This is a genomic window from Methylobacterium sp. FW306-05-D, from assembly GCF_058782155.1.
The window spans coordinates 1-22,779 of the sequence record NZ_JBYSXL010000068.1; the positions used below are offsets into that span (position 1 = coordinate 1).

The window sequence follows — 22,779 nt, forward strand, 5'->3', positions numbered from 1 at the left end:
AGAAGACGACCGTCAGCTTCATGGGCGTCCTCTGTCTTGCCGCGGCCCTCGATTGGCTCAAGCGATGACAGACCCTACCGGGTCGAGGCCATGCGGGCCTGGACGCGGCCGGCCATTGGCTTGCTCAGGGATACCGCACGGGGGTCGGGATCTCTGGTAGAGGAATGAATTCGGACTCGCCCGGCACGGTATCGAAGCGGGCTTGGCGCCAATCCTCCTTAGCCTGCTCAATCCGCTCGGGGCGGGAGGAAACGAAGTTCCACCAGAGATGCCGCGGCCCATCCATTGGCTCGCCACCGAGCACCATGAAGCGGGCTGCTTCAGTCGCCCGCACGCTGATCCGGTCCCCCGGCCGGAAGACGAGGAGCTGGCCGGGGCCGAAGCCGTCGCCAGCGATCTCGATTGTACCAGAGACGGTGTAGATGGCGCGCTCGTCGTAAGTCGGGTCGAGGGGCAGCACCGCCCCCGCTTCCAAGGCGACGTCGGCGTAAACCATCGGGCTTGAGGTTCGCACTGGCGATTTCGCGCCGAAGGCCTCGCCGGCGATTAGCCGGACGGTCTTGCCCTCTCCGGTCAGAACCGGCAGCGCATCAGCCTCGTAGTGCTCGAAGGCGGGGGCGGTTTCCTCGTCCTTGCCGCTGAGCACGACCCAGCTCTGGAGGCCGAACAGCGTCGAGCCGGTGCGCCGGAGGTCGGCCCCCGTGCGCTCGGAATGGGTGATCCCCCGGCCGGCCGTCATCCAGTTCAATTCGCCGGGGCGTATGGGCAGTTCCGTGCCGAGGCTATCGCGGTGCATGATCTCGCCCTCGAACAGGTAGGTCACGGTCGACAAGCCGATATGCGGGTGCGGGCGCACGTCCATGCCTTGGCCCAGAAGGAACTCAGATGGTCCCATCTGGTCAAAGAAGATGAACGGGCCAACCATCCGGCATTCCGTCGAGGGCAGTGCGCGTCGCACGGCGAACGAGCCGAGATCCCGCGAGCGGGGGACGATCAGGGTCTTGATTGCGTCGCAGGTGAAATGATCGCCCGGAACTGGGTCTTCGGCACCGTGCCAGCTCATCGAATGATCTCCTGTATCTTATGGACTTAAGATTGGGTTGGGAGAGCATGGCCCGCCCGCGCTCGGCGTTCCGGCATACCTGCCAACGTGGTCGGTCGCTCGATCATCGTCTGACGATAGGACAACCGGGTGGCGGCGACTATGGACCGTTCACGGAACCGGCCGTTGACGGATCGGCCTTCAAGAATAGCGCCCGCCCGCTGCGTCAGCCGGGCTTGGTGAACCGGTGGCGCCAGGGTCGCATCGACCCGCGGCGACGCAGGAGCAGGCCTCGGCATACCCCATTCGTGAACGAGGCCGGAATTTCGCGATGGAGGAGGCGACTGAGGTATCGGCTGCGTTGATGCGTTCGATGGATGGCTCGGCGCTGCCCCTCCAACCAACGTGCGAACGTCGCGTCTTGCAATCCGTCGGCCTCGCTCTCGGCCACCTGTGCTTCGAGCCACCGCACCTGATGGTAGAATTCGATGAGTTCGATGGCGGTCCGTGACGAGAACAGACCGATGCGGCCGGAGTTGTTGGCGAAGACCGCGAGGTCATGACGCCATAGGCGCAAACTGGCGGCGTATTCCGGGGACCTCGCGCCGACGTCGGCGTGCTCAATCCGCTTGAGATAGCTCAGGAGGCTGCGCTGGATGGATTTCACCTCCGCCAGCAGGGCGAGCCCGTAGGTACGTCGTTCCTGACGCCTCACCCAACCCGTGCTGAGAAGGGCGCCGAGGAACCCCGTCACGATGCTGACCGTCGCGGACAACAGGACCGTGGTGAGTGCGAAGCTGTCCGACATGATCGATGCCGGACTCAGGTCGTGACGCGACCGGCAGCGTCGTTGCCAAGTGCTCCGGCGAGGATGCAGGCCGGCGCCAACAACAGGGCCGCGGCCCCGGCGAGGTAGAACAGCAGGGCGGCGAGCGCGCATCCGAACGCGAAGGTGGCCACGGCCACCGACATCCGGCGGATGCGTGCGCGCGCCGGGTGGCCGGGCGGCAGACCTCGCAGCAGATCAGCGAGATCGATCATGATCTGCGTGGTCGTGCCGGTCATAAGGGTGGATGGCGGAGCGTCTGGCAGATGCGCCCGGTGCGCCGCGTTCTGGACCGCCATCGCAACGACGAGGACCATGCCGGTCACGAGCGCCTGCCACCGGTCGCCGTCCAGGAACGGACCGTAGGCGATGGCGAGCGTCGCCCCGACCGACAGGGCGAGGAACTGCACCGACAGGAGCACCCGAAGGACCGGATGCCCTCCACGCTCCAGACGGTGGCTGGCGAGACGCGTAAGGATGACGGCGAGGCAGAAGACCGGTAAAGCCAGGAGCTTGGCCCAGGCGCCCGAGGCCCCGTGGACGAGGGCGGCGCCGAAGGTCACGAAGTTGCCGGTGACGTGCGCGGTGAACAGCCCCTGGAGGGCGAGGAATCCGACGGTATCGACATAGCCACCCACGAAGCTCAGGATCAGGGCGAGCGGAAACTTCATGCTGACGTCCACTTCTTCGATGACGAGTTTCGAGCCCTACCAGGCATAGCGGAGCTCAACGCCGAGATAGTCGCCGTCCTTGCCCCCGGCCTCCCGGATGGTATCCCCTGCCGTAAAGTGCACGGCCTCGACCGCACCCGTCAGACCGGGGGCGAAGACGTAGTCGGCGCGGATCTGGCCGTAGGCGCCGGTCCAGAGCCGTCCCCGCCCGGCGGTGCCCGGCACCGGGTTGCTCGGCTGGACGTAGACCGCATCGGCGGTGGTAATCCGCCATTGCAGGCCGACGGCCCCCGAGATCGCGAGGCCCGGCAACGGTCGGATCGTCAGGGACGGCTTGAGGTGGATGAGGTTCGCGTAGCTCGTGTAGCCCGCCAGGGTGAAGTAGTAGCCGTTCGGAAACAGCGGATTGAAGGTCTCAACGCGCCCGTCGCCCGCATGGCGGTCACCCGAGGCGGCGTCGGCCTGAAGGCCGAGCCGCAGCGTTCCCGGAAGGCCGGCCAAGGTGTAGCCAACGCGGCTGCCGAGCGCCCAGGCGTCGACCGTGGCCGGGCCAACATGCCCGGTCTGGCCCATGGCTTCGAGATCCCAGTCGAAGCCATGGGCGGCCCCGGCGAAGCGCACGTCGAAGACGTCGCGCCGCTCACCCCCGGACGCGTCGAGGAACGACGCCCCCTCGCGTTCGTAGAGGCCATAATAGCCGGACAGTTCCTGGTCGCCGAACACCTTGTGTTCGAAGCGCAGGGTGCTGAACCGGAAGTCGCGCTTGGAAACGTCGTCGAACGGCTCGGCGAAGCGATACTGGACCGGCTGGCTGACGAAACCGAGGATTCGCCAATCGGTGGCTTCCCAATCCGCCCAGAGCGCATCGAACGATTGCCGGACGTTGGGCCCATCCCTCGACGAAACGAAGCGCTGGAGATCGAAGGCGAAATCCTGCCGGCCCGCCCGTGACTTGAAGGTGCCGGCCTCGAAGGTCTTCGTATAGGCGAGAAAGGCGAGCCGCAGGTCGAGGGGGTTCTCGTCGACCGACAGGACCCAGCGCTTGTCGAAGGCGCGGGCATCCTCGAACTGCGTGAAGACCTGCCAGTTCTCGTTTAGATGCGCGTCGAGGTGGAACTGCAGCCGTTGGATCACGTAGGCGTCGCCGCGTGGGCCACCGATCCCGAAGCTCGGCGTGCGATTGGTCTCGAAGCGGTCTCGCAGGGTCAGTCCTAGCGAGAGGTAACTCTTCGGATCGTCGGCGAAGATCGGGATGTATTTCAACCCGTCGAAGGGACCGGTGCCCAGGGCTGGGTCGCGAAGAACCGACCAATCCTCCGCCCAGCGGTTCGTCAGCGGCGTCGGTCGGACCGGGATGGTCTCTACGACGCCCTCCGCGGCCTGTGCCGGCGACCTAACCGCACCGGCCCAGGCAACCATGAGACCAAGTCCCATCATGCCTAGGCCGCGCCGGATGGGCCGCACAGGCGATGAGGCTGAGGATACGCAAGGTGAAGCTGGCGGGATCGAGCTATCCATGCGGCGCGTTCAGGGTGCCGTGGGACCGGCCTGATGGATCTCGGCGACGTAGCCGCCCGGGAAACGAACCATCGCAGCCATTCGTCCATCGGCCTCGTACGGCTCGATCAGCACGGTCGCGCCGGCGGCTCTTGCCTTCCCAAGGGTGTCGCTGAGCGAACCGACCTCGTATCCCGTCGTCTCGTGTCCGTAGGGATAGGGAAGGTGACCATCGGTCACGAGGATCGTCATGCGTCCGAAGGGCGAGGAGATGGCGATACGGCGAAAGTCGGTGCCGGGGCGTCCGATCACGACGCCGGGCGCGTTAGCCTCGTCGCGGACCACCTTGCCGTGCGAGAAGGACAGGAAGCCCTCGACGAAGGGTCGGACACGGTCTCGTGAAAGGTACACGCGATTCTCCGGCACCGTTTGGAAAGGCGCATATTCCGGCACCTTCGTGTGCCAGTAGAGTTGCATGTTCACCCCGCCCGGCCACTGGATGACCGCGTCGCGTCCGATGGGATCGGGAAAGGCCTCGACGATGACATCGGCCCCCGCCGCCCGCGCGGCCTTGAGGGCGACGTCGAGGTCGGTCACGAGATAACCGGTACGCTCCTTCCCGAACGGATAGGGGATCGGCGTCTTGAAACCGAAGACCGAGACGGTCCCGACCGGCGTCTGCACGAGTTGCGAGGTGGTGCTCGACGGGGTCGGCGTTACAGTGGCGACGACCTGTCCCGTGCTCTCGCCTCCGAAGGTGGCGATGAAGCTCGCGACGAATTGGTCGACCTCCGCGGGCGCCACGTAGACGTGGGTGGTGTCGTACTGAGCGCCCACCGCCACCACGGGGTCGGGCTCTCGGGCGCCGGCTATGCCAGGCGCCATCGTGAGAAGCGCCGCGCCGACGAGGAGCGGGAGCAGGGCTTGGCGTGCGCGCGTGGCGGTCATCCTCGACGTCATCCTCATCAGACGGCCCAGCAAGCGCAGCCCAGCGCTCCCCAGAAGCTCTTGAGATCGGCAATCGGCAGCTGGGCCGACCACGCGGTTGCATGGGCATGGCCATGGACGGTGCAGTCGTTGGTGCATGCGCAGGATGATGCGGCTTGGCGGGCCAGGACATCCTGGGCCGGTCCGGGCCTGTCGCCCCAGGCGGCGTATCCCTTGAAGGTGCGCACCGGCGACCAATCCGGCATGGCCGGCGGTGGCGGATTCTCGTCGAGGTCGGCAAAGCGACCGGCGGCATATACGATTCTGCCACCGACAACGGTCAGGTCGGACGACGCATCCGCGATCTCGGAATCGGCGCAGGCGAAGTAGTCGCGGTCCGGCACGATCAGGTCGGCGAGTTGGCCCACCGCGATGTTGCCCTTTCGGCCTTCCTCGTTCGAGAACCAGGTGACGTTCTCGGTCCACATCCGCAGGGCGGTCTCGCGGTCGAGGCAGTTGCGCTGGGGGGTCAGGCGCAGGCCGCCGACCGTCCGGCCGGTGACCAGCCAGGACAGGGAGACCCAGGGATTGTAGGAGGCGACGCGGGTGGCATCCGTGCCGGCGGAGACGTTCACGCCCTTATCCAGCATCCTGGCCACCGGAGGGGTCGCCTCGGCGGCGCCCATCCCGTAGCGCTCGACGAAGTATTCGCCCTGGTAGGCCATGCGGTGCTGAACAGCGATGCCGCCGCCGAGCGCCGCGATCCTGTCGATGCTCCGGTCCGAGATCGTCTCGGCGTGGTCGAAGAACCAGTTCAGTCCGGCGAGGGGAACGTCCTGGTTCACGCGCTCGAACACGTCGAGGGCCCGCGAGATCGTCTCGTCGTAGGTGGCGTGCATCCGCCAGGGCCAGCGGTTCTCGGCGAGCACACGCACGACGCCTTCGAGATCGTCCTCCATCTCGGGCGCCATGTCAGGCCGAGGCTGGCGGAAATCCTCGAAATCGGCCGCCGAGAACACCAGCATCTCGCCGGCGCCGTTGTGGCGGAAGTAGTCGGTGCCCTGCTTGTAGGTCGACGTCTTCGTCCAGTTGAGGAAGTCGTCCTTCTCCGCCTTCGGCTTTTGCGTGAAGAGGTTGTAGGCGAGGCGGATCGTGAGTTGGCCCTCGTCAGCGAGTTGCTGGATGACGGCGTAATCGTCGGGGTAGTTCTGAAAGCCGCCGCCCGCATCGATGGCGCCGGTGACGCCGAGGCGGTTGAGTTCGCGCATGAAGTGGCGGGTCGAGTTGACCTGGTACTCGAAGGGCAGCTTCGGGCCCTTGGCGAGGGTCGCGTAGAGGATCGCCGCGTTGGGCTTGGCCAGGAGCAGCCCGGTCGGGTTGCCACGTTCGTCGCGCATGATCTCGCCGCCGGGCGGGGCGGGGGTATCCCGGTCGTAGCCCACCGCCCGCAGGGCGGCGCCGTTGAGGAGCGCGCGGTCGTACAGGTGGAGCAGGAACACCGGCGTGTCCGGTGCCGCCGCATTCAGTTCGGCGATGGTCGGCAGGCGCTTCTCGGCGAACTGGTGCTCGGTAAAGCCGCCGACCACGCGGACCCATTGCGGCGGCGGGGTCACGGCGACCTGTCGCCTGAGCATCTCCATGGCCTGGCCCAGCGAACGCACGCCGTCCCAGCGCAACTCCATATTGAAATTGAGCCCGCCCCGGATGATGTGGAGATGGTTGTCGATGAGGCCGGGCAGGACCCGCCGACCTTCGAGGTCGACGATCCGCGTGTTCGGCCCGGCCAAGGCCATGACCTCGTGATCGTGCCCGACCGTCGTGAAGACCCCTTGGGTGATCGCCACCGCCTGCGCGGTGGGGTTCTGCCGGTCCAGGGTGGTGAACAGGCCGCGATGCAGGATCAGGTCGGGATGCGTGGCGGCGCTCATCGTATATCCTCGGGAAACTGCCGGAACCGGTCGGGTCATGCCGTCGGGTCGGTGCGATCCGACGCGACGCGCGTATCGTGCGAGAAGCTCTTGGCGTGGAGCAGGCTCGACAGCACGCCCGGGTGGCCGCGCCAGTACGAGACGGCCATCTCTCCAGCCAAGATGCCGAGCAGACCGACCAGCGCAATGATCGGGGGCGCCGGCGACTTCACGCCGACGAGGCCGTAGGCGACGCCCACCGACAGGCCGACACCGAGGGAGAGGATGTATGGGATCATGGAAGGCCCTGGGGCGACGATGCGCGCTCAGCCTTTCACGAAGGCGAGGAGATCGGGGTTGATGACGTCGTGGTTTAGGGTCAGCATCCCGTGCGCGAAGCCCGGATAGGTCTTGAGCGTGCCGTTCTTCAGCAGCTTGACCGATTTCCGCGCCGAGTCCGCGATGGGCACGATCTGGTCGTCCTCGCCATGCAGGACCAAGGTCGGCACGGTGATGGCCTTGAGGTCCTTGGTCTGATCGGTCTCCGAGAAGGCCTTGATCCCTTCGTAGTGGGCCTTGGCGCTGCCCATCATGCCCTGGCGCCACCAATTCTGGATCACGCCCGGCAGCACCTTCGCGCCGTCCCGGTTGAAGCCGTAGAAGGGCCCGGTCGGGACATCGAGGAAGAACTGCGCGCGGTTCGCGGCAGTGGCCTGCCGGAAGCCGTCGAACACCTCCATCGACAACCCTTCCGGATTGGCCGGCGTCTTCAGCATCAGGGGCGGCACCGCCGAGACCAGCACCGCCTTTGACACTCGGCCGGCGGGCTCGCCGTGCCGGGCCACGTAGCGCGCCACCTCGCCTCCGCCGGTGGAATGGCCGATATGAACGGCGTTGCGCAGGTCGAGCGCTTCCACCACCGCGAAGGCGTCGGCGGCGTAGTGGTCCATGTCGTGGCCGCCATCGACCTGAGCCGAACGCCCATGGCCGCGCCGGTCATGGGCGACGACGCGGTAGCCATGCTGCAGGAAGAACAGCATCTGCGCGTCCCAGTCGTCCGACGACAGCGGCCAGCCGTGGTGGAACATGATCGGCTGGGCGGCCTTGGGCCCCCAATCCTTGTAGAAAAGCTCGACGCCGTCCTTGGTGAGGATGGAGGCCATGGGATTCTATCCGCTCTTGGTGGAAGGGGATGTCGCTGCCATCGCAGGGAGGCTTGGGGCGACGACGGACGTGAGGGCCGCGAAACCTCCCAACTCCAGGACGGACCCGCGGGAGGGGCCGGCGGGAAGATATCCCTCGCCGATCCCTGGAAACCGGCGGGGGTGATCCGTCACGGTCGCCTCAATGGCCTTCGGAGGCGCCGAACATCGACTTGGCGTAGGTGATGCCCAGTCCGTAGGCGCCGCCGTACTGCCGCGCGATGCCGGTGGTCATCGCGTAGGTTTCGGTGCGCGCCCAGTCGCGCTGGAGTTCGAGCATGTACTGGAGGGAGGTCATCGGCTGCACGCCGGCCTGGACCATCCGCTGCATGGCCCGCTCGTGTGCCTCGTCGGAGATGTCTCCGCAGGCATCGGCGATCACGTAGCATTCGAAACCCTGGTCGAGGGCCGAGAGGGTTGGCCCGACGATGCAGACCGAGGTCCAGAGTCCCGCGAAGACGAGCCGGTCCTTGCCGATCTCAGAAACCCTCGCCACGACGGCCGCGTCCTCCCACGTGTTCATGGACGTACGGTCGAGGAGTTTCTCCTCGGGGAAGGCAGAGGTGATCTCCTCGAACATCGGGCCGGAGAAGCTCTTCTCGGCTACTGTGGTTAGGATCGTGGAAACGCCGAAACCGGCGGCGGCCCGTGAGACGAGGGCCGCGTTGTTACGCAAGGTCGTGGCGTCGATGGACTTCGTGGCGAAGGACATCTGGGACTGGAAATCGATCATGATCAGGGTGTGGTCATGCGGGGAGACCAGACGCTTGCCGGGGGTCGGCGTCGCTTTGATGGGCATGATGCGAGTTCCCTTGGAGAGGCTCGGCGGGGTGACGCTCGGACCGGCGCCCCCTCACTCGACGAGCCGACCTATGGAGGTTCGAACTCGAACCGGCTTGCCGATTTTCATCATCGTTTGAAGGAATGCGGCATTGCGCATGGCGCTGCCGAACGGCGCACGGATCGTACTGATACCGGCGGACCAGGGACACGCATCATCGCCGAAGGATGCGAAGACCGGTCATCGCTGACGTGTTGCGGTCAATCCGAGTTGGTCGGCCACGCGGACCAGGTCGGCCAGCGAGCGTGATTGCATCTTCTCCATCACGCGCCGCTTGTGGACCTTGGCGGTGATCTCGGTGACGCCGAGTTCGGCGGCGATCTGCTTGTTCATCAAGCCGCCTATCGCGCAGAGCATCACGTCGTGCTCGCGCGGGGTCAGGGATGCCAGCCGGTCCGAGAGTTCCCTTTGGGCCTGATGTGCGGACAGGGTGTTTGCATCGGCTGCGAGGGCTCGGTGTACCGCCGCGAGGAGCACCTCGGCCATGACCGGCTTGGTGAGGAACTCGACCGCTCCTCCTCGTATGGCCCGGACGGTCATGGGGATCGTGCCGTAGCCGGTCAGGAAGATGATCGGCACAGTGTTGCCCGCCGCGCGAAGCGCCTCCTGTACGGCGAGGCCGTCGTCATCGGCGAGACGCACGTCGAGGACGATGCAATGCGGGCCTTCGCGCAGGCCCGATATCCCGAGATCGGAAGCGTCCCGGTGTCCAACCGCCGAAAGGCCTTCCGCGCGGCAAAGGCGGATCAGGGCCGTGCGGAGGTCCGTGTCATCATCGACGATATGGACGGTTGCCTCGGACATCGTACTCGCGGTTGCACTTGCACGCGGTGACGAAACACTTCGCGTACCACTAAGGCGGACGGTGGCGGACGCCATGGTTTGATATCATGGGCTTTTTCCCGAGCCGAGGACAAGCTTGAGGCAGTGCTCGAACTGCGCGGCATCGAACGGTTTGGCCAGATAGGCGAAAGCGCCCAGATCGAAGGCCCGCTTCCGGCCCGTCTCGCTCGGATAGGCCGTCATGACGAGGATGGGCAGCGTCGGGTTGCGCTGGCGCAGGATGCGCAGGAGGTCGAGGCCGCTCAGGCCCGGCATCTGGATGTCGGTGATGACGATGGAGATGCGGCTCACCAGCGGATCGATGAGCAGCGGCTCGGCTCCTTCGAATAAGGCCGGAATGAAGCCGAGGGAGCGGGTCAGCCGGCCGAGTGCGGTGCGTATCCCGGGGTCGTCGTCGACGATTGCGACGACCTGTCCCCCGGCAACCGTTTCAGGCAGTACGGTCTCAGACATGGGAGACCGGTAGGGTGAAGTGGAAGGCGGCCCCTCCACCGGGTGCCTCATTCACCCAGATGTCGCCGCCATGGGCATCGATGAGGTTGCGGCAGATCGCGAGGCCCATGCCCATGCCTCCCGTCTTGGTGGAGTGAAACGGCTCGAAGATCCGCGCCCGCCGCTCCACCCCGATGCCCGGTCCGGTATCGGTCACGTCGACGACCACGTGGCCGTCCGCCTGAACCATCGCGATGGTGATGTCGCGCGGCCCGGCCACGTCCGCCATTGCCTGGGCGGCATTGACGATGAGGTTCACGAAGACCTGCTGGACGCCGATGAGGTCCGCCGGGACCAGGGGAACCTCGCCGCTCGCGGCGAAGTGGACCGTCGCCCCTTGCGCCCGCAACTCACGTTCCACCAGCAGGTTCGCGTCACGGACCGCCTGGAGAAGATCGACGGGTTCGAAGACGCGCGGCGCGTTGCCCAGGTACGACCGGGTCCGAGCGATGACGTCTCGCGCCCGCGTCGCCGCGGTGACGACGTCGTCGAGGGCCGCCGCCGCCTCGTTGATATCGGGCTCTGGTCGCCGGAGCCAGCGCAGGGCCGCCTGCGCGTTGGCGACGATGACGGCGAGGGGCGAGTTGACCTCATGCGCTATTGAGGCGCTCAGCGCGCCGACGGTCGTGATCCGCGAGGCACGGGCCAGCTCGGTGTCGGCAATCGCGAAGTGCCTCTGCGCCTGCTTGAACGCCGTGACGTCGAGGGCCGTCACGACGATCTCGGCAAAGCCTGCTAGATCCGTCGGCAACATCGCGGTGAAGAGCATGTCGACCTCGCTCCCGTCCTCGCGCGTCACGTGGGCCTCCGAGCGGAAGAAGCGGTCGCCCCGGCCGAACGCTACGAGCCACTGGACGAAGGTCTGGTCGGTGTCGGGCAACAGGCGGTCGAGGGGCCCGAGATAGGCCGCTTTGTCCGACGCGCCGGTCTCCTCCAGCGTGAACGCATTGACGTCGGTGATGATGACCTTGGCTCGCAGGGCGCGCAGGTCATCCGGATGGCCCGCGAAGTGGCATTCGATGTCGGAGATCCCGGCGCGCCGGAGTGCCATGATGGCCTCCCCCGCGACGGTCCAATCCTCGCGCCACATGGAGATGCCGGCCCGCTCGAAGATCGTCGTCACCTGCGCCCGGCTGGTGGCAAGGGCGTGCCGCAACCGCATCGCCAGTGCGGCTGCCAGGATCACGGCGAGTCCAGAGAGCGCGGCGATGAGAAGCGTCGAGGTGCCGGGGCGGGCAGCGCTGGCCCAGCCCGCAATGGCGGCAAGGAATGCGGGGCCCAGCACGAGCAGCGCCGCCGTGCCGGATGCTTCGAGGCGAGGCCGCCAGGGGGATGGTGGCGGGGCCAGCATCCAGGCCGGCAGGTCGTCGAGGTGGAGCGTGCTACCGCGCGGCGAAGCGGTCGCCTGGCTCGGCCACCGCGAGAATACCTGCCGCATGCTACTCTTCCACCTTGGCCCACCAGGGTATCGCGCAAGCGTGAGCCGGTCTGCGATACACCTGTATAATGGCGCGCGGCGCACCCGGCTTGCACGATGGAGGCATGGATCTGCATCGGCACAGCGCGCACAAGTTCCCCAATGCCGGGCTTCTCGCCTCCTCCGGCGGACGCGAATGGCAGGGCGTAGCAGCCGAGTTGCGCTCCCATCCGGCCGGCGACCTACCGGCCATCGTCCCAACCCAGATGGAACTCACCCTGGCGACCCGAACCATCCCGGGCGCCCATGTGAGCCGCAAGGGTGCCGGTGTCCGCCAGCGCACGGCCGTCGAGGCCGGAACGATCTGGCTCTGTCCCGTTGGGGTCGGCGAGGACGACATCAACATCTCCGCGCCCCTGGCGGAGGTCCTGCACATCTTCCTTCCGGCCGAGCAGTTCTCGGCCCTTGCGAGCCTCTACGGCGACGCACGCATCCGCGCCGACACGGTGCGCTACCTAGCGGACGTCCGGGACCCGCTGATCCGCCAGATCGGCCTGTCTATCCTAGGCGAGCTGACCCGGGAAAGCTCGGCAGGTCGAATGATGGTGGAAGCGGCCGCCTTGGCCCTCACGGCGCGGGTCGCACAGGCCTACGGACACGACCGGCCCGATGACGCCGACCCGTTCTGCGGCGACCGCGATTGCCCGGAGCGCATCAAAAGGGCCATCGAGTTCATTCATGACAACCTTCAGCGTGACCTGAGCGTGACCGAGCTCGCCTCGGTGGCCTGCCTGAGCCCCTTCCACTTCGCCCGCCTGTTCAAGCGGGTCACCGGCAAGTCCCCGTACACCTACGTCAGCGGCGAACGGTTGGAACGGGCGCGGCGGCTCCTGACCGAACGCAGGATGTCTTTGACGGACGTGGCGCTCTCGTCCGGCTTTTCGAGCCAGGCCGCCTTCAGCACCGCCTTCAAGCGCGTCATCGGCTGCACTCCCGGGGATTACCGGCTCCGCACCCCCTAGCGGTGTCACCGCATCCGGTCGCCCGGGTAGGGCAATTGAGCAGGATCGCGCAACGGCCGAGCAAGGCAGCGAAAGACGGGAGACGCCCTCGACCGGCAAGACTGTCCACGCCCAGGTTCGTGTGGAGACCCCATGATGCAACGCGATCTCATCGCCCCCGCGGACCCGCACATACCCATTCGGCGGTCGCGCGGTACGCGTAGCCCTACGGAGACGTCGATCCGCACCGGCGGCCGCCTTGCTGGACAGGCGGCGATGCAACCGGACGATAGAAGGGACGGCATCGCCTTCCTCGACTTGCGAGCGGTGGGTCCTCTCAGTCAGTTCCACCCTTCCATCCTGCCTCGCGACGGATTGGTCCTGCAGGTTTCCCTCGGAGGCCAACCTGGTCGCCCGTTCACGGCTAGTCCGGACCATTCGGCGCCCGAACGCATCTGCTCCAGCGCGGTGACTTTGCTGGGCATCCGCTCCCGGCCCGTGTGCCGGGAACCCGTTGGTACGATTCAGATCTGGCTGTCCAGCAAGGTCATGGGGGAGGTGGCCGCGAGCATGGGCCTCGCGGCCACCGATCCCATGGAGGCCCTTAAATCGGTGCACGGCCGGACCCTGTTGGATCCCACCATCCATGACTTGGTGGCCAGCGCGGTCGCGACGCTCGACCGCGCGGATCGCGGCGCTGCGATCTTCCGCATCCAGCTTGCGCGGGCGCTCGCGGCCCACCTCCTCGGCGTCCATATGGAACCAGAATACGCTACCCCGCCACGCCGTGGTGGCCTGGCGCCCTGGCAGTTGCGGCGTGCGCAGGAGCGCATCAATGCCGAACTCGGCGACGCACCCTGCCTGAAGGCGGTTGCCGCGGAGTGCGGTCTCTCAGTGAGCCATTTCGCGCGCGCCTTCCGCCAATCCGTCGGCGCGTCCCCCCATGCATGGATCGTCCGCCAGCGGGTCGTGCGCGCCAAGGTCATGATGCGCGCGCAGGATAGATCGCTGGCCGAGATCGCCCTGGCCTGCGGATTCTCCGACCAAAGTCATTTCACCCGCGTCTTCGCGCGCGAAGAGGACATGAGCCCGGGCCGCTGGCGTCGCACAGCCGAACCAGACGACCGGGCGCGCATCCTGGAAGATGCGTAGAACCTATGAACGAGCGGATCTCCCATCAGCCTGAGGCGGCCCCGGCCCGAGAGCCGAACGGAGAAGCGATAACCCCGGCGGGCATGTGCACCTGTCGGCATGCAGAGGGAGCGGATCGAGTCGAGCGCCTCCGGCAGCAAACTGAACTCCTGGACTGGCTGCTTCGCGGCACCTTGAACACACGGTACCTCGACGATGTCTTCATCGAGTTCTGTCGGCGCCTTAGGGAGATCGACGTGCCAGTCGCGCGCGGGACGATCTTCCTGCGCACGCACCACCCGTTGTGGCTCGGGACCCGCATCCTCTGGCGTACCGGCCTCACGGATGCCGAGGTCACCAATTTCGAATACGGCATCGTCGAGACGAGCCAGTTCAAGGACAGTCCCGCGGCGGAGATCCATGCGGGTGCGCAGCAGGTTCGCCGGCGCCTCGACGAGGCGGCCCCCCCCGGTGCCGATCACGCGCTCTACGAAGAACTGCGCGCCGAAGGTCTGACGGACTATATCGCCTGGCCGCTCCTCCACACCCTCGGCAAGCGGCACATCGTGACATTCTCCGCTGACCGGGCCGGCGGCTTCGACGACGACGATCTGGCGATGCTGGCGGCATTGCTGCCGGCTCTGGCGGTTGTGACGGAGGTCCGGCACAAGAACCGACTGACCCGTTTGCTGCTCGACACCTATGTGGGTCCCCATGCCAGCGGATTGATCCTTAATGGGGCGACCCGGCGCGGAAGCGGCGTGACCGTAGAGGCTGCGATCATGGTCATTGACCTCAGGGGCTTCACCGAGATCTCGGAGCTGTGGCCGCGCGACGATGTCATCGCCCTCTTGAACGATTACTTCGACACTATCTCGCTACCCATTGAGCGTCACGGCGGCGAAATCCTGAAGTTCATGGGCGACGGTCTTCTGGCAATCTTCCACCTCGACACGGCCGTAGCATGCGCGGCGGCCCAGTCCGCGGCCCGGGACGTTCAGATCGCCATGCATGCGCTCAACGAGCGGCGTGCCGGCGCCGGATCGAAGCGGCTTTGCTACGGGATTGGCGTTAATGTCGGTCCGGTGATGTACGGCAACATCGGGTCTCGCACACGTCTTGACTTTACGATCATCGGTCCGGCGGTCAATATCGCGGCCCGTCTGGAGAACCTAACCAAGGTGCTCGACACCTGTGTGCTATTCTCTGGAACCTTCGTCGAACGGTTGCCCGCAGGGCATAAACTCGAACATCTTGGGGTTTTTCCGCTCAGAGGCGTTGGTAATCCTCTGGACGTTTATGGTTTTCATGCTGAATTCACTAAATGTCGGGCGATTGATTCACCCCCAAATGTGGAGAAGACAGGACTGATTGCCTACTAAATGCGTGGCGATGAATGTCTTGTGTGGATGGCTCCCGCATTGCAAGCGGCGAATTGAGCTTCTGACGCGTTGGTCGGGTGCAGTCTTGTGTCCGGCCTGTTGATGCAGTCGTTCATGTGACCGCTGGCCCTGATGGTATCCGCGAGCTGGGTCCCACTCTGCTTTGCGGGCTATGATGCCCTGGACATTCAGCGGGGTGTCCCGGCTCCCGGTCTGACCGGTTCGCCATCAACTCTCATCGTCCTCGCAACTCGGAAAAGTGCTCCCCTTCCTGCTGTCAGGCGGCCGTGGCCGCTGGTGCGCGGTAGGTGCCGCCGCGGGTCATGATCGCCCAGGCGACCCGCGCCGTGCGATTGGCCGCCGCAACAGTCACCACGCGCACCGGCTTGCGCTGTAGCAGCGCCGGCAGCCGCGGGTCGACCGAAGTCGGCGTCGCCTTCGCGCGCCGGACCAGAGAGGTCATGCCGACCACGAGCAGGCGGCGCAGGTAGCGATCACCCATGCGTGAGATACGGCCCAGGCGCTCCTTGCCGCCGCTGCAGTTCTGCAGCGGTGTCAGCCCCAGCGAGGCGGCGAACTGCCGACCGGAGCGGAAGCGCTCGGGCTCGCTCACCGAGGCGGCCAGCGCGGTCGCCGAGACGATGCCGACACCGGGGATCGTCGCCAGGCGCTGCGACAGGTCGCTGTCCCGATGCCAGGCCAGCAACTCCTTCTCCAGGCGGGTGAGCTGGATCTGCAAGGCGCCGATCTGGTCGGCCAGCCCGGTCACCACGCGTTGCGCCAGGGGTGGCACCTCGGCTGCGTCTCCAGCCGAGAGCCGGGCTGCCAGTTCGAGCGCGTGCCGCAGGCCCCGCGCCATCTCGATCCCGAACTCGGCGAGCAGGCCGCGGATCATGCTCACCAACTGCGTGCGTTGCTTGACCAGCAGGTCGCGCGTCCGGTGCAGCGCCAGCGCCGCCTGCTGCTCGGTCGACTTCACCGGCACGAAGCGCATGCTCGGGCGCGTCACCGCCTCGCAGATGGCAGCGGCGTCGTTCGCATCGGTCTTACCGCGCTTCACATACGGCTTCACGTAAGCGGGCGGCATCAGCCGAACCTCATGGCCGAGCTTCGTCAGTTCCCGGGCCCAGTGATGGGACGTGCCGCACGCCTCCATGCCGACCAGGCATCGAGGCAGCTTGGCGAAGAACGGCACGACCTGCGCCCGGCGTAGCGCCTTGCGAACGACGACGTGCCCAGCTGCATCAACAGCGTGAACCTGGAAAATGCTCTTGGCCAGATCGATGCCGACGGTGGTGATCTCCATGGGGATGGCTCCTGCATCTGCGTGGCTGCTGCTTTGACAGCAACCACATCTTGGCACCGAGATGCCGTCAGTCGGAGCGGGAGCCATCCACCCCATCTGCTTTCGAGCATTTCACTTTCATCCCTCTACGGCAACATTGGGTCGGGACCCGTCCGTCCGCTCTAGGACCGGCTTGGGTGGGTTTCCGCCGGTCCGCTTCTGAGCGCACTCTTGATGAAGCGGACGTTGCCGTCTCGCCTGCCCCCGATCCAACGCAGCCCGTTAGAAGTGCGCTTATTGGTAACTCAGCCGGTCCCAAAGAACCGACCGCACTGGTGTTGGACCGGCGGCCCGACGATCACGGGCGGCAGGGCTGACGTCTGCGATCAGAGACCCGCAACTGCCAGCACCTCGCGCATCGTCTGGGGCGGCCGGCCCAGCAACTCCTCTAGCGCAGGATCGGTCGCCGCGAAGTCCCCCCGGCGCGCGGCCTGGAACGTCCCGACCAGCATGTTGGCGTAAAGGGCAGGCATCCCGCCTGCGACCTTCGCGTCTCGCCATTCCGTGTCGCCGACGATGGTGTGGCGCACGGCGCGCCCGGTCACCTCCGAAGCGATCGCCGCCACCTCAGCCATGGTCACGGCCCGGCCCGCCGTGAGCGGGGGCGTCGGACCGTCCCACCCGTCTCCCGCTGCCAGAATCGCCGCGTCGGCCTCCGCCAAGTCGGCGCGCGCCGTCCAGGCGACCGGTCCGTCCTCGGGCGTGCATAGTTCCCCGGCGCGCAGCCCGTCGCCAACCATGAAAAGGCAGCTCTCGGCGTAGAAGCCGTGGCGCAGCGCTGTCCACGACCCGCCGCCTGCCAGGTCTGTCTCCGTGCCGGCGTGCTGGTCGGCGGGCAGGAAGGACGAGCCGAGCCGTGCGCCGGCATGGCTCGTGTATAGGATCCGTCGCACACCGACGGCGCGGGCCGCGGCGATGGCGGTGCGGTGCAGGCGCAGCGCCTCCTCGCCGAGCTTGTTGGCCGAGACGATCAGCACCTGGTCCGAACCCTCGAACGCCGCCCGCAGGCTGGCCTCGTCCGTGAAGTCGGCTTGGCGGACCGCGACGCCCTGCCGGGCAAGGTCGGCGGCCTTGCCAATGTCACGAACGCTGACCGCGATCCGCTCGGTCGGCACGCGGCGCAGCAGGTCCTCAACGACGGCCTTGCCGAGTTGGCCGGTGGCCCCTGTGACGACGATCATGCGCAGCCCTCGTAACGATGGAAACATTATCGCTGTATCAGCGATTGGAACCACCTTCAATCGCCGCTATCGATCCGATCATACCGATGCTACACCGCGCCATGAACGATGGACTGGACGGCGGAGACGATAGGCAGGACGCCCGGGCGCGCATCCTGGCGGCGGCGTCCGAGCTGATCGCTGGCGGCGGCGTGGTGGCCCTGACCACCCGGGCCGTGGCCACGGCGGCGGCGGTGCAGGCACCGACTCTCTACCGCCTATTCGGTGATAAGCGCGGGCTGCTCAACGCTGTGGCCGAGCACGGGCTGGCGACTTTCCTCATGCGCAAGCGGGCGGTGCCGCCGCACCCCGACCCGGTCGAGGGCCTGCGTGAGGCCTGGGACGCCTACATTGCCTTTGGGCTGGCCCACCCGGCGGTGTTCGCGATCACCAACGAAATAGGCGCGCCGGCCTCCGGGTCGCCGGCCATGCTCGCCGGCCTCGCGATCCTGCGCGAGCGGGTGGCCCGGATCGCGCGGGCCGGTCGGCTGCATGTGCCAGTGGAGCGCGCGGTGGCGCTGATCCACGCCGCGGGCGTCGGCACGGTGGCGACCCTGCTCGCGACGGACGAGGATGCGCGCGACCCGCAGCTCTCGCCCCTGGCGCGCGACGCGGTGCTCGCCGCGGTCGTGGGCGACCCGCCCGCGCCGGACGAGGCCGGCTTGGCGTCCCTGGCGGTCGGCCTGCGCGCGCACCTCGCCGCGGCCGCAGCGCTGACGCCGGGCGAGCGTCTCCTGATGAACGAACTGCTTGGCCGGCTCTCAGAGCCGACCGAAGCCGAATGACCGCTCCAGGGCTTCGAGTTGACGATCGCCCCCACCCAACCCGAAGTCGCCGGACGGCTGGCGAACGACCGCTTCCGGCAAGCGTCGATCGCGTCCCTAGCGGCCGGGTTGGGTCGGAGGCGGAACGTCAGCTTCCCGCCGAGCGGCCAACGTCTGGTCGCCACCACAGGGCGATCTCGCGAGTGTGTCCGGAGTGTCAGACTTGGTCTGTCGGCCATCCCGATGGCAGGTCGATAAAATTTCCGTGATCGGGAGCGAATTACCGACCGTCGAGCGGTTCGTGCCGCCGGTGCTGTGCCGGCGTAGGAGAACCCCGATGTCCAACCTAAGCTTCCTTCCATACGTGGGTCCCAAATTCGAGACGAGCGAGGTCCGGCTTCTGCTCCTTGGGGAGAGCCACTACCTTGGAGATGGGGACGAGCTGCCGCGCGATCCCATTCTGGCTACCCGCACCGTCGTCGAGAAGTGGAAGCGTCGCGAATGGGCGATCCGGTACCTGACAATCGGGGCCAGGGTGATCACCGGCCAACGCGCATGGGAAATCGACCGTTCGACGGTGTTCGACTCGATTGCATTCGCGAACATGGTGCAGACCATCATGCCGAGCCTGCGTCATCGTCCGACGGTCGAACAGGCCCGGGCATCCTGGCCGGCATTCCGCGAGGTCCTGGAACGGTGGGACCCGACGCACGTCGTGGCCACGGGGCGCCGCTTCCTGTGGGACAACATGCCGATCTCCGACAGGCGTACCGCCGAGGTCGACTTCGGTGGCGTCACGCTGCCGATGAGAGAGTTCCGCACGCCGTCCGGCCACGCCGCGACCGTCGTGATCCCGCATCTGAGCCGTGCGTCCGCTCCTCGCTGGCAAGGTCCGATCCGCGAGTTTCTGGCAAGATAGCCCGGTTGCGGCAACCGACATGAACGACCTTGCTTCCCGGGCTGACTGCCCGGGAAGCACCATTTCCGGATCGGCACGCCTCTCGGGCGAGACCTTGCCCTGCAAGCGTGCGGTCCTCAACAACCACGAGGCCGTCGGCTCCTCGCTTCGCCCCATAGCCAGCTTGGTAACGGGTAGCGGGTGGCGCTACCGGAAACTCGTTACCCTCCGTGAGCGTGGCTTGCGCAGGTCAGGTCCTCGGCAGGTGTCGGGCAACGATATCCAAGCGGACCGGACGCGTGGCCCCCTGCTGTTGCTGGCGCCGAGGATGTATCGGACTGGCACGAAACCTCGGGCGAACCCCGTTTCCGGTCCAAACGGGGCTAAGTCGTTAGCGGGGCTCATAATCCGGCGCGGGCACTACCCGGTCAATCGGATTATGCATATGCCAAACCTCGCAAATTTGGCTCAATCCCATACCGAGCAGGGGCAGCCTACCTCACCTGATGAATTCTCGTTCCATCCGGTTCAACACCCCTACTGTCCCCCCCCCGTCCATCCAGTAGGCTCGTTCGGGAGTTTGGGCGCCTTCGACGAAGGAGCACCCACCCAGCTGTGATGCGACCCGTAGTCGATGGCGCCCAAACTCCCGAACACGGTGCCGCTAGACTCCTACGCAACCTTCCTACGGCGGCGCGGCGTCAGTGCCTGGGCCTCCTTGATCGGCGACCCGTCCAGCGGGGGTAGCCTCACCTTCGCAATCGCCTGCTCCGCTGCCAGCATTTCTGGGCCTTCGCTGTAGCGGCCCAGAGTCAGGCCAGAGCGCTTGTGGCCGACAATAGCTGCGAGGAGGTCGCCATCGACAGCGGCACGCTCCGCCTTGGTGGTGAACCAACGTCGAAAGCTATGGAAGTTGACGAGCGAACGCCGCTTCCCCTCGATCTGCTCGTCCACCCCGAGGGCGCGCCGATACTTCGTGAAGCGCTTCGAGAAATAGGCGCTTCGCTCCCTGACCGACCCTTTGGCCTTCGGTGCCGGCCATTCCGGAAAAAGGTCGTCCTCAGGGTCTTTCCCATTCGTACGAGCGGCGACCATTGCCTTGAGAGAAGTATGAATCGGAACGTCCCGACTGGCCTTCTCTTTCTTCTGCGGCTTGAAGGTGAACCAGCCGTCGGCGCACTCCCCGACACGTAGGTCGATGACAGCATCCAATCGAGCACCAGTGAGGGCCGCCACAAGCATCACGTCGAGCATGCCTGGGTCAGCCTTGCCCATGAGGAGCTTCTGAACCTCTGTATCGGTGAAGGCACGCTCTTCTTCCTCGTGGTCAACCGAGGGCTTCGCCAAATGCAAATCTGCGAAGACATTTACAGGCACAGGCGTACGTATAACAAGATAGGACCAGTACCGCTTGAGCCGACCTAGATATTTATTCGTGCTCGCCCATCCGAGGCCAGTGAATTCATCCATCTCGTCCATGAAGCGAACCGCTGTCTTGACGTCGATCCGCTCCAGGTAAGGCGGCACATCCCGAGCAGCGCACCACTCCAGCAGGATTTTTAGAGCACGCGCGTCGTCAAGCAGAGACCTCTCTTTGATTTTGAGGGTCTTCATGTAGGCTTCGTGGTGTACGGCGATGGGTGTGGATGTGCCGCGCGCGATTGCACCGAACTGGGCGGCTCGCTGCTTAGCCTCCTGCGTGGGGATCTCTACCTCGAAGACCTCGCCATCCTCGTCCTCATCGATTTCGACTCGCGATCCCTTCGACCAGATTTCGGCCTCGCGATCACGTAATTCAGCTGTGTACAAATCGTAGTCTTGATCACCCGGACGACCCGAATTAGCGAGGAGCCGTGCCCAAGCTGCCGCTTCCTGCAACTCTGAGCCCTTTTTGCCGCCCAGAGCTATCCAAGCTTTGTCTATGCGCGCCTTAAAATCCTTGACGACCGGCTTTTTTAACACGTTGGCCGAGATCAGCGATTTGGTGCCTAATCCTTGCTTCAAGCGGACGCAGCCGATGATCGACCGCAGCGGCGCTGGCACCCCCATGCTCACGCGGTAATACCCGTCGTGAAGCTCCAGATATGCGTTTCTTGGGTCCGGCTTGCGAGGCACGAGGCCCTCCGGTGGATAAGGGGCCGTATGACCCCGATATGTCCCGAGACATGTCCCGGAATCCTCCACGAAGCCAAGCACTTATATAGTTAACAATGGCTTAGCGGAGGGTCTCGGATAATCCCTCCGTCTCCGCCACTCACCTTCGTGGCAAAAATCTATAACCTAATCAGCGACTTGTGGGACCCCGATTTTCGGCACGTCCCCAACAAGTCCGAGCAAACCAGTCTAAGCGAGTCCCCACGGACGCCCAGGCTTTCCAACGCTGACGACTACCGAGACGCCCCCGCCTCGCGCTCCAGGGGCTCTCGCCCGAGCTTCCGCGCTAGGTCCGACGGCTTCGAGGCCCGCACGAAGCCCCAGGAGACCTGCCCCGACAGCGTCGACATCTCGATCAGAGCATCGCCCAGCGCCCGCCGCAGGGCATCCCGCGCGTCGCCGTCCGAGGCCTCCAGGTAGGGACGCTCTGATCCTCCCCCGCTTTCACGGACACGGGGGTTAGCTTGCATTCCGTTCGGCTTGCTCGGGCGTGATGTAACCGAGAGCCGAGTGGATGCGCTGTCGATTGTAGTAGCCCTCGATGTAGGCGAACAGGTCGCGTCGCGCCTCGTCCCGGGTCGCCCATTGTCGGTGGTGGACGCGTTCGACCTTGAGGGTGTGGAAGACGCTTTCCATCGGGGCGTGGTCGTAGCAGCAGCCTGTCCGGCTCATGGACGGCGTCGCCTTCATGTCGGCGAGCTGTTTGCGATAGGCCTCGGCGGCGTATTGGCTGCCGCGATCCGAGTGACAGATGAGCCCAGCAGCCGGTCGCTGCTTGGGTGGCCATCATCAGGGCCGCCGATGTCAGCTCGGTCCGCATGTGCTCGCGCATGGACCAACCGACGATTCTTCGCGTGGCGAGATCGAGGACGGCGGCCAGATAGAGCCAGCCCTCGCCGGTGGGCAGGGAGGTGATATCGGCCAACCAAATCGTGTTGGGCAGGGCAGCCGAGAACTGTTGCTTCAGGAGGTTGGGTGCGATGGGTAGATCGTGACGGCTGTCGGTGGTGCAGGGCCGGAACCGATGCCCTGCCAGTGCCCGGATGCCTTGACGGCGCATGAGGCGCTCCACGCGTCCGCGACTGGCTGTTCGGCCCTCTGCGCGCAAGGCCGCGTGCACCCGAGGTGAGCCATAGCGCCTATGATGCTCGGCATGGATCCGCCGGATGTCGTCGAGGAGCTGACGGTTCGACACCGACCGGTCGCTCTCGGGACGTGA

20 protein-coding genes and 1 pseudogene are annotated in these 22,779 nt (G+C 66.0%); 5 read left to right on the top strand and 16 right to left on the bottom strand.

The window, feature by feature from the left end:
- Nucleotides 1-124: 124 nt before the first annotated feature.
- From AC3WLN_RS18965 to AC3WLN_RS19020, 12 genes are all read right to left on the bottom strand, one after another.
- Nucleotides 125-1,063 (bottom strand): pirin family protein, encoded by a 939-nt coding sequence (locus AC3WLN_RS18965; RefSeq protein WP_492483844.1) that lies wholly within the window; start codon nt 1,061-1,063, stop codon nt 125-127.
- 205 nt (nt 1,064-1,268) lie between these two features.
- The gene (locus AC3WLN_RS18970; protein WP_492483846.1) at nt 1,269-1,850 is read right to left on the bottom strand and encodes a hypothetical protein; all 582 of its coding nucleotides are present in this window, start codon (nt 1,848-1,850) and stop codon (nt 1,269-1,271) included.
- Between the two features lie 14 nt (nt 1,851-1,864).
- The gene (locus AC3WLN_RS18975; protein WP_492483848.1) at nt 1,865-2,539 is read right to left on the bottom strand and encodes a YoaK family protein; all 675 of its coding nucleotides are present in this window, start codon (nt 2,537-2,539) and stop codon (nt 1,865-1,867) included.
- Nucleotides 2,540-2,575: 36 nt separating this feature from the next.
- The gene (locus AC3WLN_RS18980; protein ID WP_492483850.1) at nt 2,576-3,958 is read right to left on the bottom strand and encodes an alginate export family protein; all 1,383 of its coding nucleotides are present in this window, start codon (nt 3,956-3,958) and stop codon (nt 2,576-2,578) included.
- 108 nt (nt 3,959-4,066) lie between these two features.
- A complete protein-coding gene (locus AC3WLN_RS18985; RefSeq protein ID WP_492483852.1) occupies nt 4,067-4,984 on the bottom strand; it encodes a glyoxalase in 918 nt (305 codons plus the stop codon).
- A 17-nt stretch (nt 4,985-5,001) separates the two neighbouring features.
- Nucleotides 5,002-6,891 (bottom strand): amidohydrolase, encoded by a 1,890-nt coding sequence (locus AC3WLN_RS18990; RefSeq protein ID WP_492483854.1) that lies wholly within the window; start codon nt 6,889-6,891, stop codon nt 5,002-5,004.
- Between the two features lie 35 nt (nt 6,892-6,926).
- Nucleotides 6,927-7,169: a DUF1427 family protein gene (locus AC3WLN_RS18995; RefSeq protein WP_492483856.1), complete on the bottom strand. Its 243-nt coding sequence runs from the start codon at nt 7,167-7,169 to the stop codon at nt 6,927-6,929.
- A gap of 27 nt (nt 7,170-7,196) precedes the next feature.
- Nucleotides 7,197-8,033, bottom strand: a complete 837-nt coding sequence (locus tag AC3WLN_RS19000) for an alpha/beta fold hydrolase (RefSeq protein WP_492483858.1) — start codon at nt 8,031-8,033, stop codon at nt 7,197-7,199.
- Between the two features lie 181 nt (nt 8,034-8,214).
- Complete coding sequence (locus AC3WLN_RS19005) at nt 8,215-8,865, bottom strand: hydrolase (protein ID WP_492483882.1); 651 nt, start codon at nt 8,863-8,865, stop codon at nt 8,215-8,217.
- Between the two features lie 228 nt (nt 8,866-9,093).
- Nucleotides 9,094-9,717, bottom strand: coding sequence for a response regulator transcription factor (locus AC3WLN_RS19010; protein ID WP_492483860.1), 624 nt, complete (start codon nt 9,715-9,717; stop codon nt 9,094-9,096).
- A gap of 84 nt (nt 9,718-9,801) precedes the next feature.
- Entirely contained in the window at nt 9,802-10,209 is a 408-nt protein-coding gene (locus AC3WLN_RS19015; protein ID WP_492483862.1) for a response regulator transcription factor, read from the bottom strand.
- Nucleotides 10,202-11,686: a sensor histidine kinase gene (locus tag AC3WLN_RS19020; RefSeq protein ID WP_492483864.1), complete on the bottom strand. Its 1,485-nt coding sequence runs from the start codon at nt 11,684-11,686 to the stop codon at nt 10,202-10,204. The genes AC3WLN_RS19015 and AC3WLN_RS19020 overlap by 8 nt, the downstream gene beginning before the upstream one ends.
- Nucleotides 11,687-11,790: 104 nt before the next feature.
- On the opposite strand from AC3WLN_RS19020, the gene AC3WLN_RS19025 reads away from it, so the two are divergent.
- From AC3WLN_RS19025 to AC3WLN_RS19035, 3 genes are all read left to right on the top strand, one after another.
- Entirely contained in the window at nt 11,791-12,687 is an 897-nt protein-coding gene (locus AC3WLN_RS19025; protein ID WP_492483866.1) for a helix-turn-helix domain-containing protein, read from the top strand.
- 132 nt (nt 12,688-12,819) lie between these two features.
- Nucleotides 12,820-13,818: a helix-turn-helix transcriptional regulator gene (locus AC3WLN_RS19030; protein WP_492483868.1), complete on the top strand. Its 999-nt coding sequence runs from the start codon at nt 12,820-12,822 to the stop codon at nt 13,816-13,818.
- A gap of 5 nt (nt 13,819-13,823) precedes the next feature.
- Nucleotides 13,824-15,179 (top strand): adenylate/guanylate cyclase domain-containing protein, encoded by a 1,356-nt coding sequence (locus tag AC3WLN_RS19035; protein ID WP_492483870.1) that lies wholly within the window; start codon nt 13,824-13,826, stop codon nt 15,177-15,179.
- A gap of 277 nt (nt 15,180-15,456) precedes the next feature.
- Here AC3WLN_RS19035 and AC3WLN_RS19040 read toward each other — a convergent pair whose 3' ends face one another.
- Nucleotides 15,457-16,485: an IS110 family RNA-guided transposase gene (locus tag AC3WLN_RS19040; RefSeq protein ID WP_492483872.1), complete on the bottom strand. Its 1,029-nt coding sequence runs from the start codon at nt 16,483-16,485 to the stop codon at nt 15,457-15,459.
- Nucleotides 16,486-16,850: 365 nt separating this feature from the next.
- On the bottom strand, nt 16,851-17,705 hold the full coding sequence (locus AC3WLN_RS19045; protein ID WP_492483874.1) for an NmrA family NAD(P)-binding protein: 855 nt from the start codon (nt 17,703-17,705) through the stop codon (nt 16,851-16,853).
- 101 nt (nt 17,706-17,806) lie between these two features.
- Between AC3WLN_RS19045 and AC3WLN_RS19050 the strand changes: the two genes are divergently transcribed.
- Both AC3WLN_RS19050 and AC3WLN_RS19055 read left to right on the top strand, forming a co-directional pair.
- On the top strand, nt 17,807-18,529 hold the full coding sequence (locus tag AC3WLN_RS19050) for a TetR/AcrR family transcriptional regulator (RefSeq protein ID WP_492483876.1): 723 nt from the start codon (nt 17,807-17,809) through the stop codon (nt 18,527-18,529).
- Between the two features lie 316 nt (nt 18,530-18,845).
- Entirely contained in the window at nt 18,846-19,427 is a 582-nt protein-coding gene (locus AC3WLN_RS19055; protein ID WP_492483878.1) for a hypothetical protein, read from the top strand.
- Between the two features lie 651 nt (nt 19,428-20,078).
- On the opposite strand, the gene AC3WLN_RS19060 is transcribed toward AC3WLN_RS19055, so the two are convergent.
- On the bottom strand, nt 20,079-21,521 hold the full coding sequence (locus AC3WLN_RS19060; protein ID WP_492483880.1) for a DUF6538 domain-containing protein: 1,443 nt from the start codon (nt 21,519-21,521) through the stop codon (nt 20,079-20,081).
- A gap of 498 nt (nt 21,522-22,019) precedes the next feature.
- Nucleotides 22,020-22,779 (bottom strand): annotated as a pseudogene (locus AC3WLN_RS19065) (IS3 family transposase); the annotation flags it as partial.

What these genes read in the sequence shown, in the direction of transcription:
- AC3WLN_RS18965 (WP_492483844.1), bottom strand. Translation starts at nt 1,063, where the DNA reads ATGAGCTGGCACGGTGCCGAAGACCCAGTTCCGGGCGATCATTTCACC.
- AC3WLN_RS18970 (WP_492483846.1), bottom strand. Translation starts at nt 1,850, where the DNA reads ATGTCGGACAGCTTCGCACTCACCACGGTCCTGTTGTCCGCGACGGTC.
- AC3WLN_RS18975 (WP_492483848.1), bottom strand. Translation starts at nt 2,539, where the DNA reads ATGAAGTTTCCGCTCGCCCTGATCCTGAGCTTCGTGGGTGGCTATGTC.
- AC3WLN_RS18980 (WP_492483850.1), bottom strand. Translation starts at nt 3,958, where the DNA reads ATGGTTGCCTGGGCCGGTGCGGTTAGGTCGCCGGCACAGGCCGCGGAG.
- AC3WLN_RS18985 (WP_492483852.1), bottom strand. Translation starts at nt 4,984, where the DNA reads ATGACCGCCACGCGCGCACGCCAAGCCCTGCTCCCGCTCCTCGTCGGC.
- AC3WLN_RS18990 (WP_492483854.1), bottom strand. Translation starts at nt 6,891, where the DNA reads ATGAGCGCCGCCACGCATCCCGACCTGATCCTGCATCGCGGCCTGTTC.
- AC3WLN_RS18995 (WP_492483856.1), bottom strand. Translation starts at nt 7,169, where the DNA reads ATGATCCCATACATCCTCTCCCTCGGTGTCGGCCTGTCGGTGGGCGTC.
- AC3WLN_RS19000 (WP_492483858.1), bottom strand. Translation starts at nt 8,033, where the DNA reads ATGGCCTCCATCCTCACCAAGGACGGCGTCGAGCTTTTCTACAAGGAT.
- AC3WLN_RS19010 (WP_492483860.1), bottom strand. Translation starts at nt 9,717, where the DNA reads ATGTCCGAGGCAACCGTCCATATCGTCGATGATGACACGGACCTCCGC.
- AC3WLN_RS19015 (WP_492483862.1), bottom strand. Translation starts at nt 10,209, where the DNA reads ATGTCTGAGACCGTACTGCCTGAAACGGTTGCCGGGGGACAGGTCGTC.
- AC3WLN_RS19020 (WP_492483864.1), bottom strand. Translation starts at nt 11,686, where the DNA reads ATGCGGCAGGTATTCTCGCGGTGGCCGAGCCAGGCGACCGCTTCGCCG.
- AC3WLN_RS19025 (WP_492483866.1), top strand. Translation starts at nt 11,791, where the DNA reads ATGGATCTGCATCGGCACAGCGCGCACAAGTTCCCCAATGCCGGGCTT.
- AC3WLN_RS19030 (WP_492483868.1), top strand. Translation starts at nt 12,820, where the DNA reads ATGATGCAACGCGATCTCATCGCCCCCGCGGACCCGCACATACCCATT.
- AC3WLN_RS19035 (WP_492483870.1), top strand. Translation starts at nt 13,824, where the DNA reads ATGAACGAGCGGATCTCCCATCAGCCTGAGGCGGCCCCGGCCCGAGAG.
- AC3WLN_RS19040 (WP_492483872.1), bottom strand. Translation starts at nt 16,485, where the DNA reads ATGGAGATCACCACCGTCGGCATCGATCTGGCCAAGAGCATTTTCCAG.
- AC3WLN_RS19045 (WP_492483874.1), bottom strand. Translation starts at nt 17,705, where the DNA reads ATGATCGTCGTCACAGGGGCCACCGGCCAACTCGGCAAGGCCGTCGTT.
- AC3WLN_RS19050 (WP_492483876.1), top strand. Translation starts at nt 17,807, where the DNA reads ATGAACGATGGACTGGACGGCGGAGACGATAGGCAGGACGCCCGGGCG.
- AC3WLN_RS19055 (WP_492483878.1), top strand. Translation starts at nt 18,846, where the DNA reads ATGTCCAACCTAAGCTTCCTTCCATACGTGGGTCCCAAATTCGAGACG.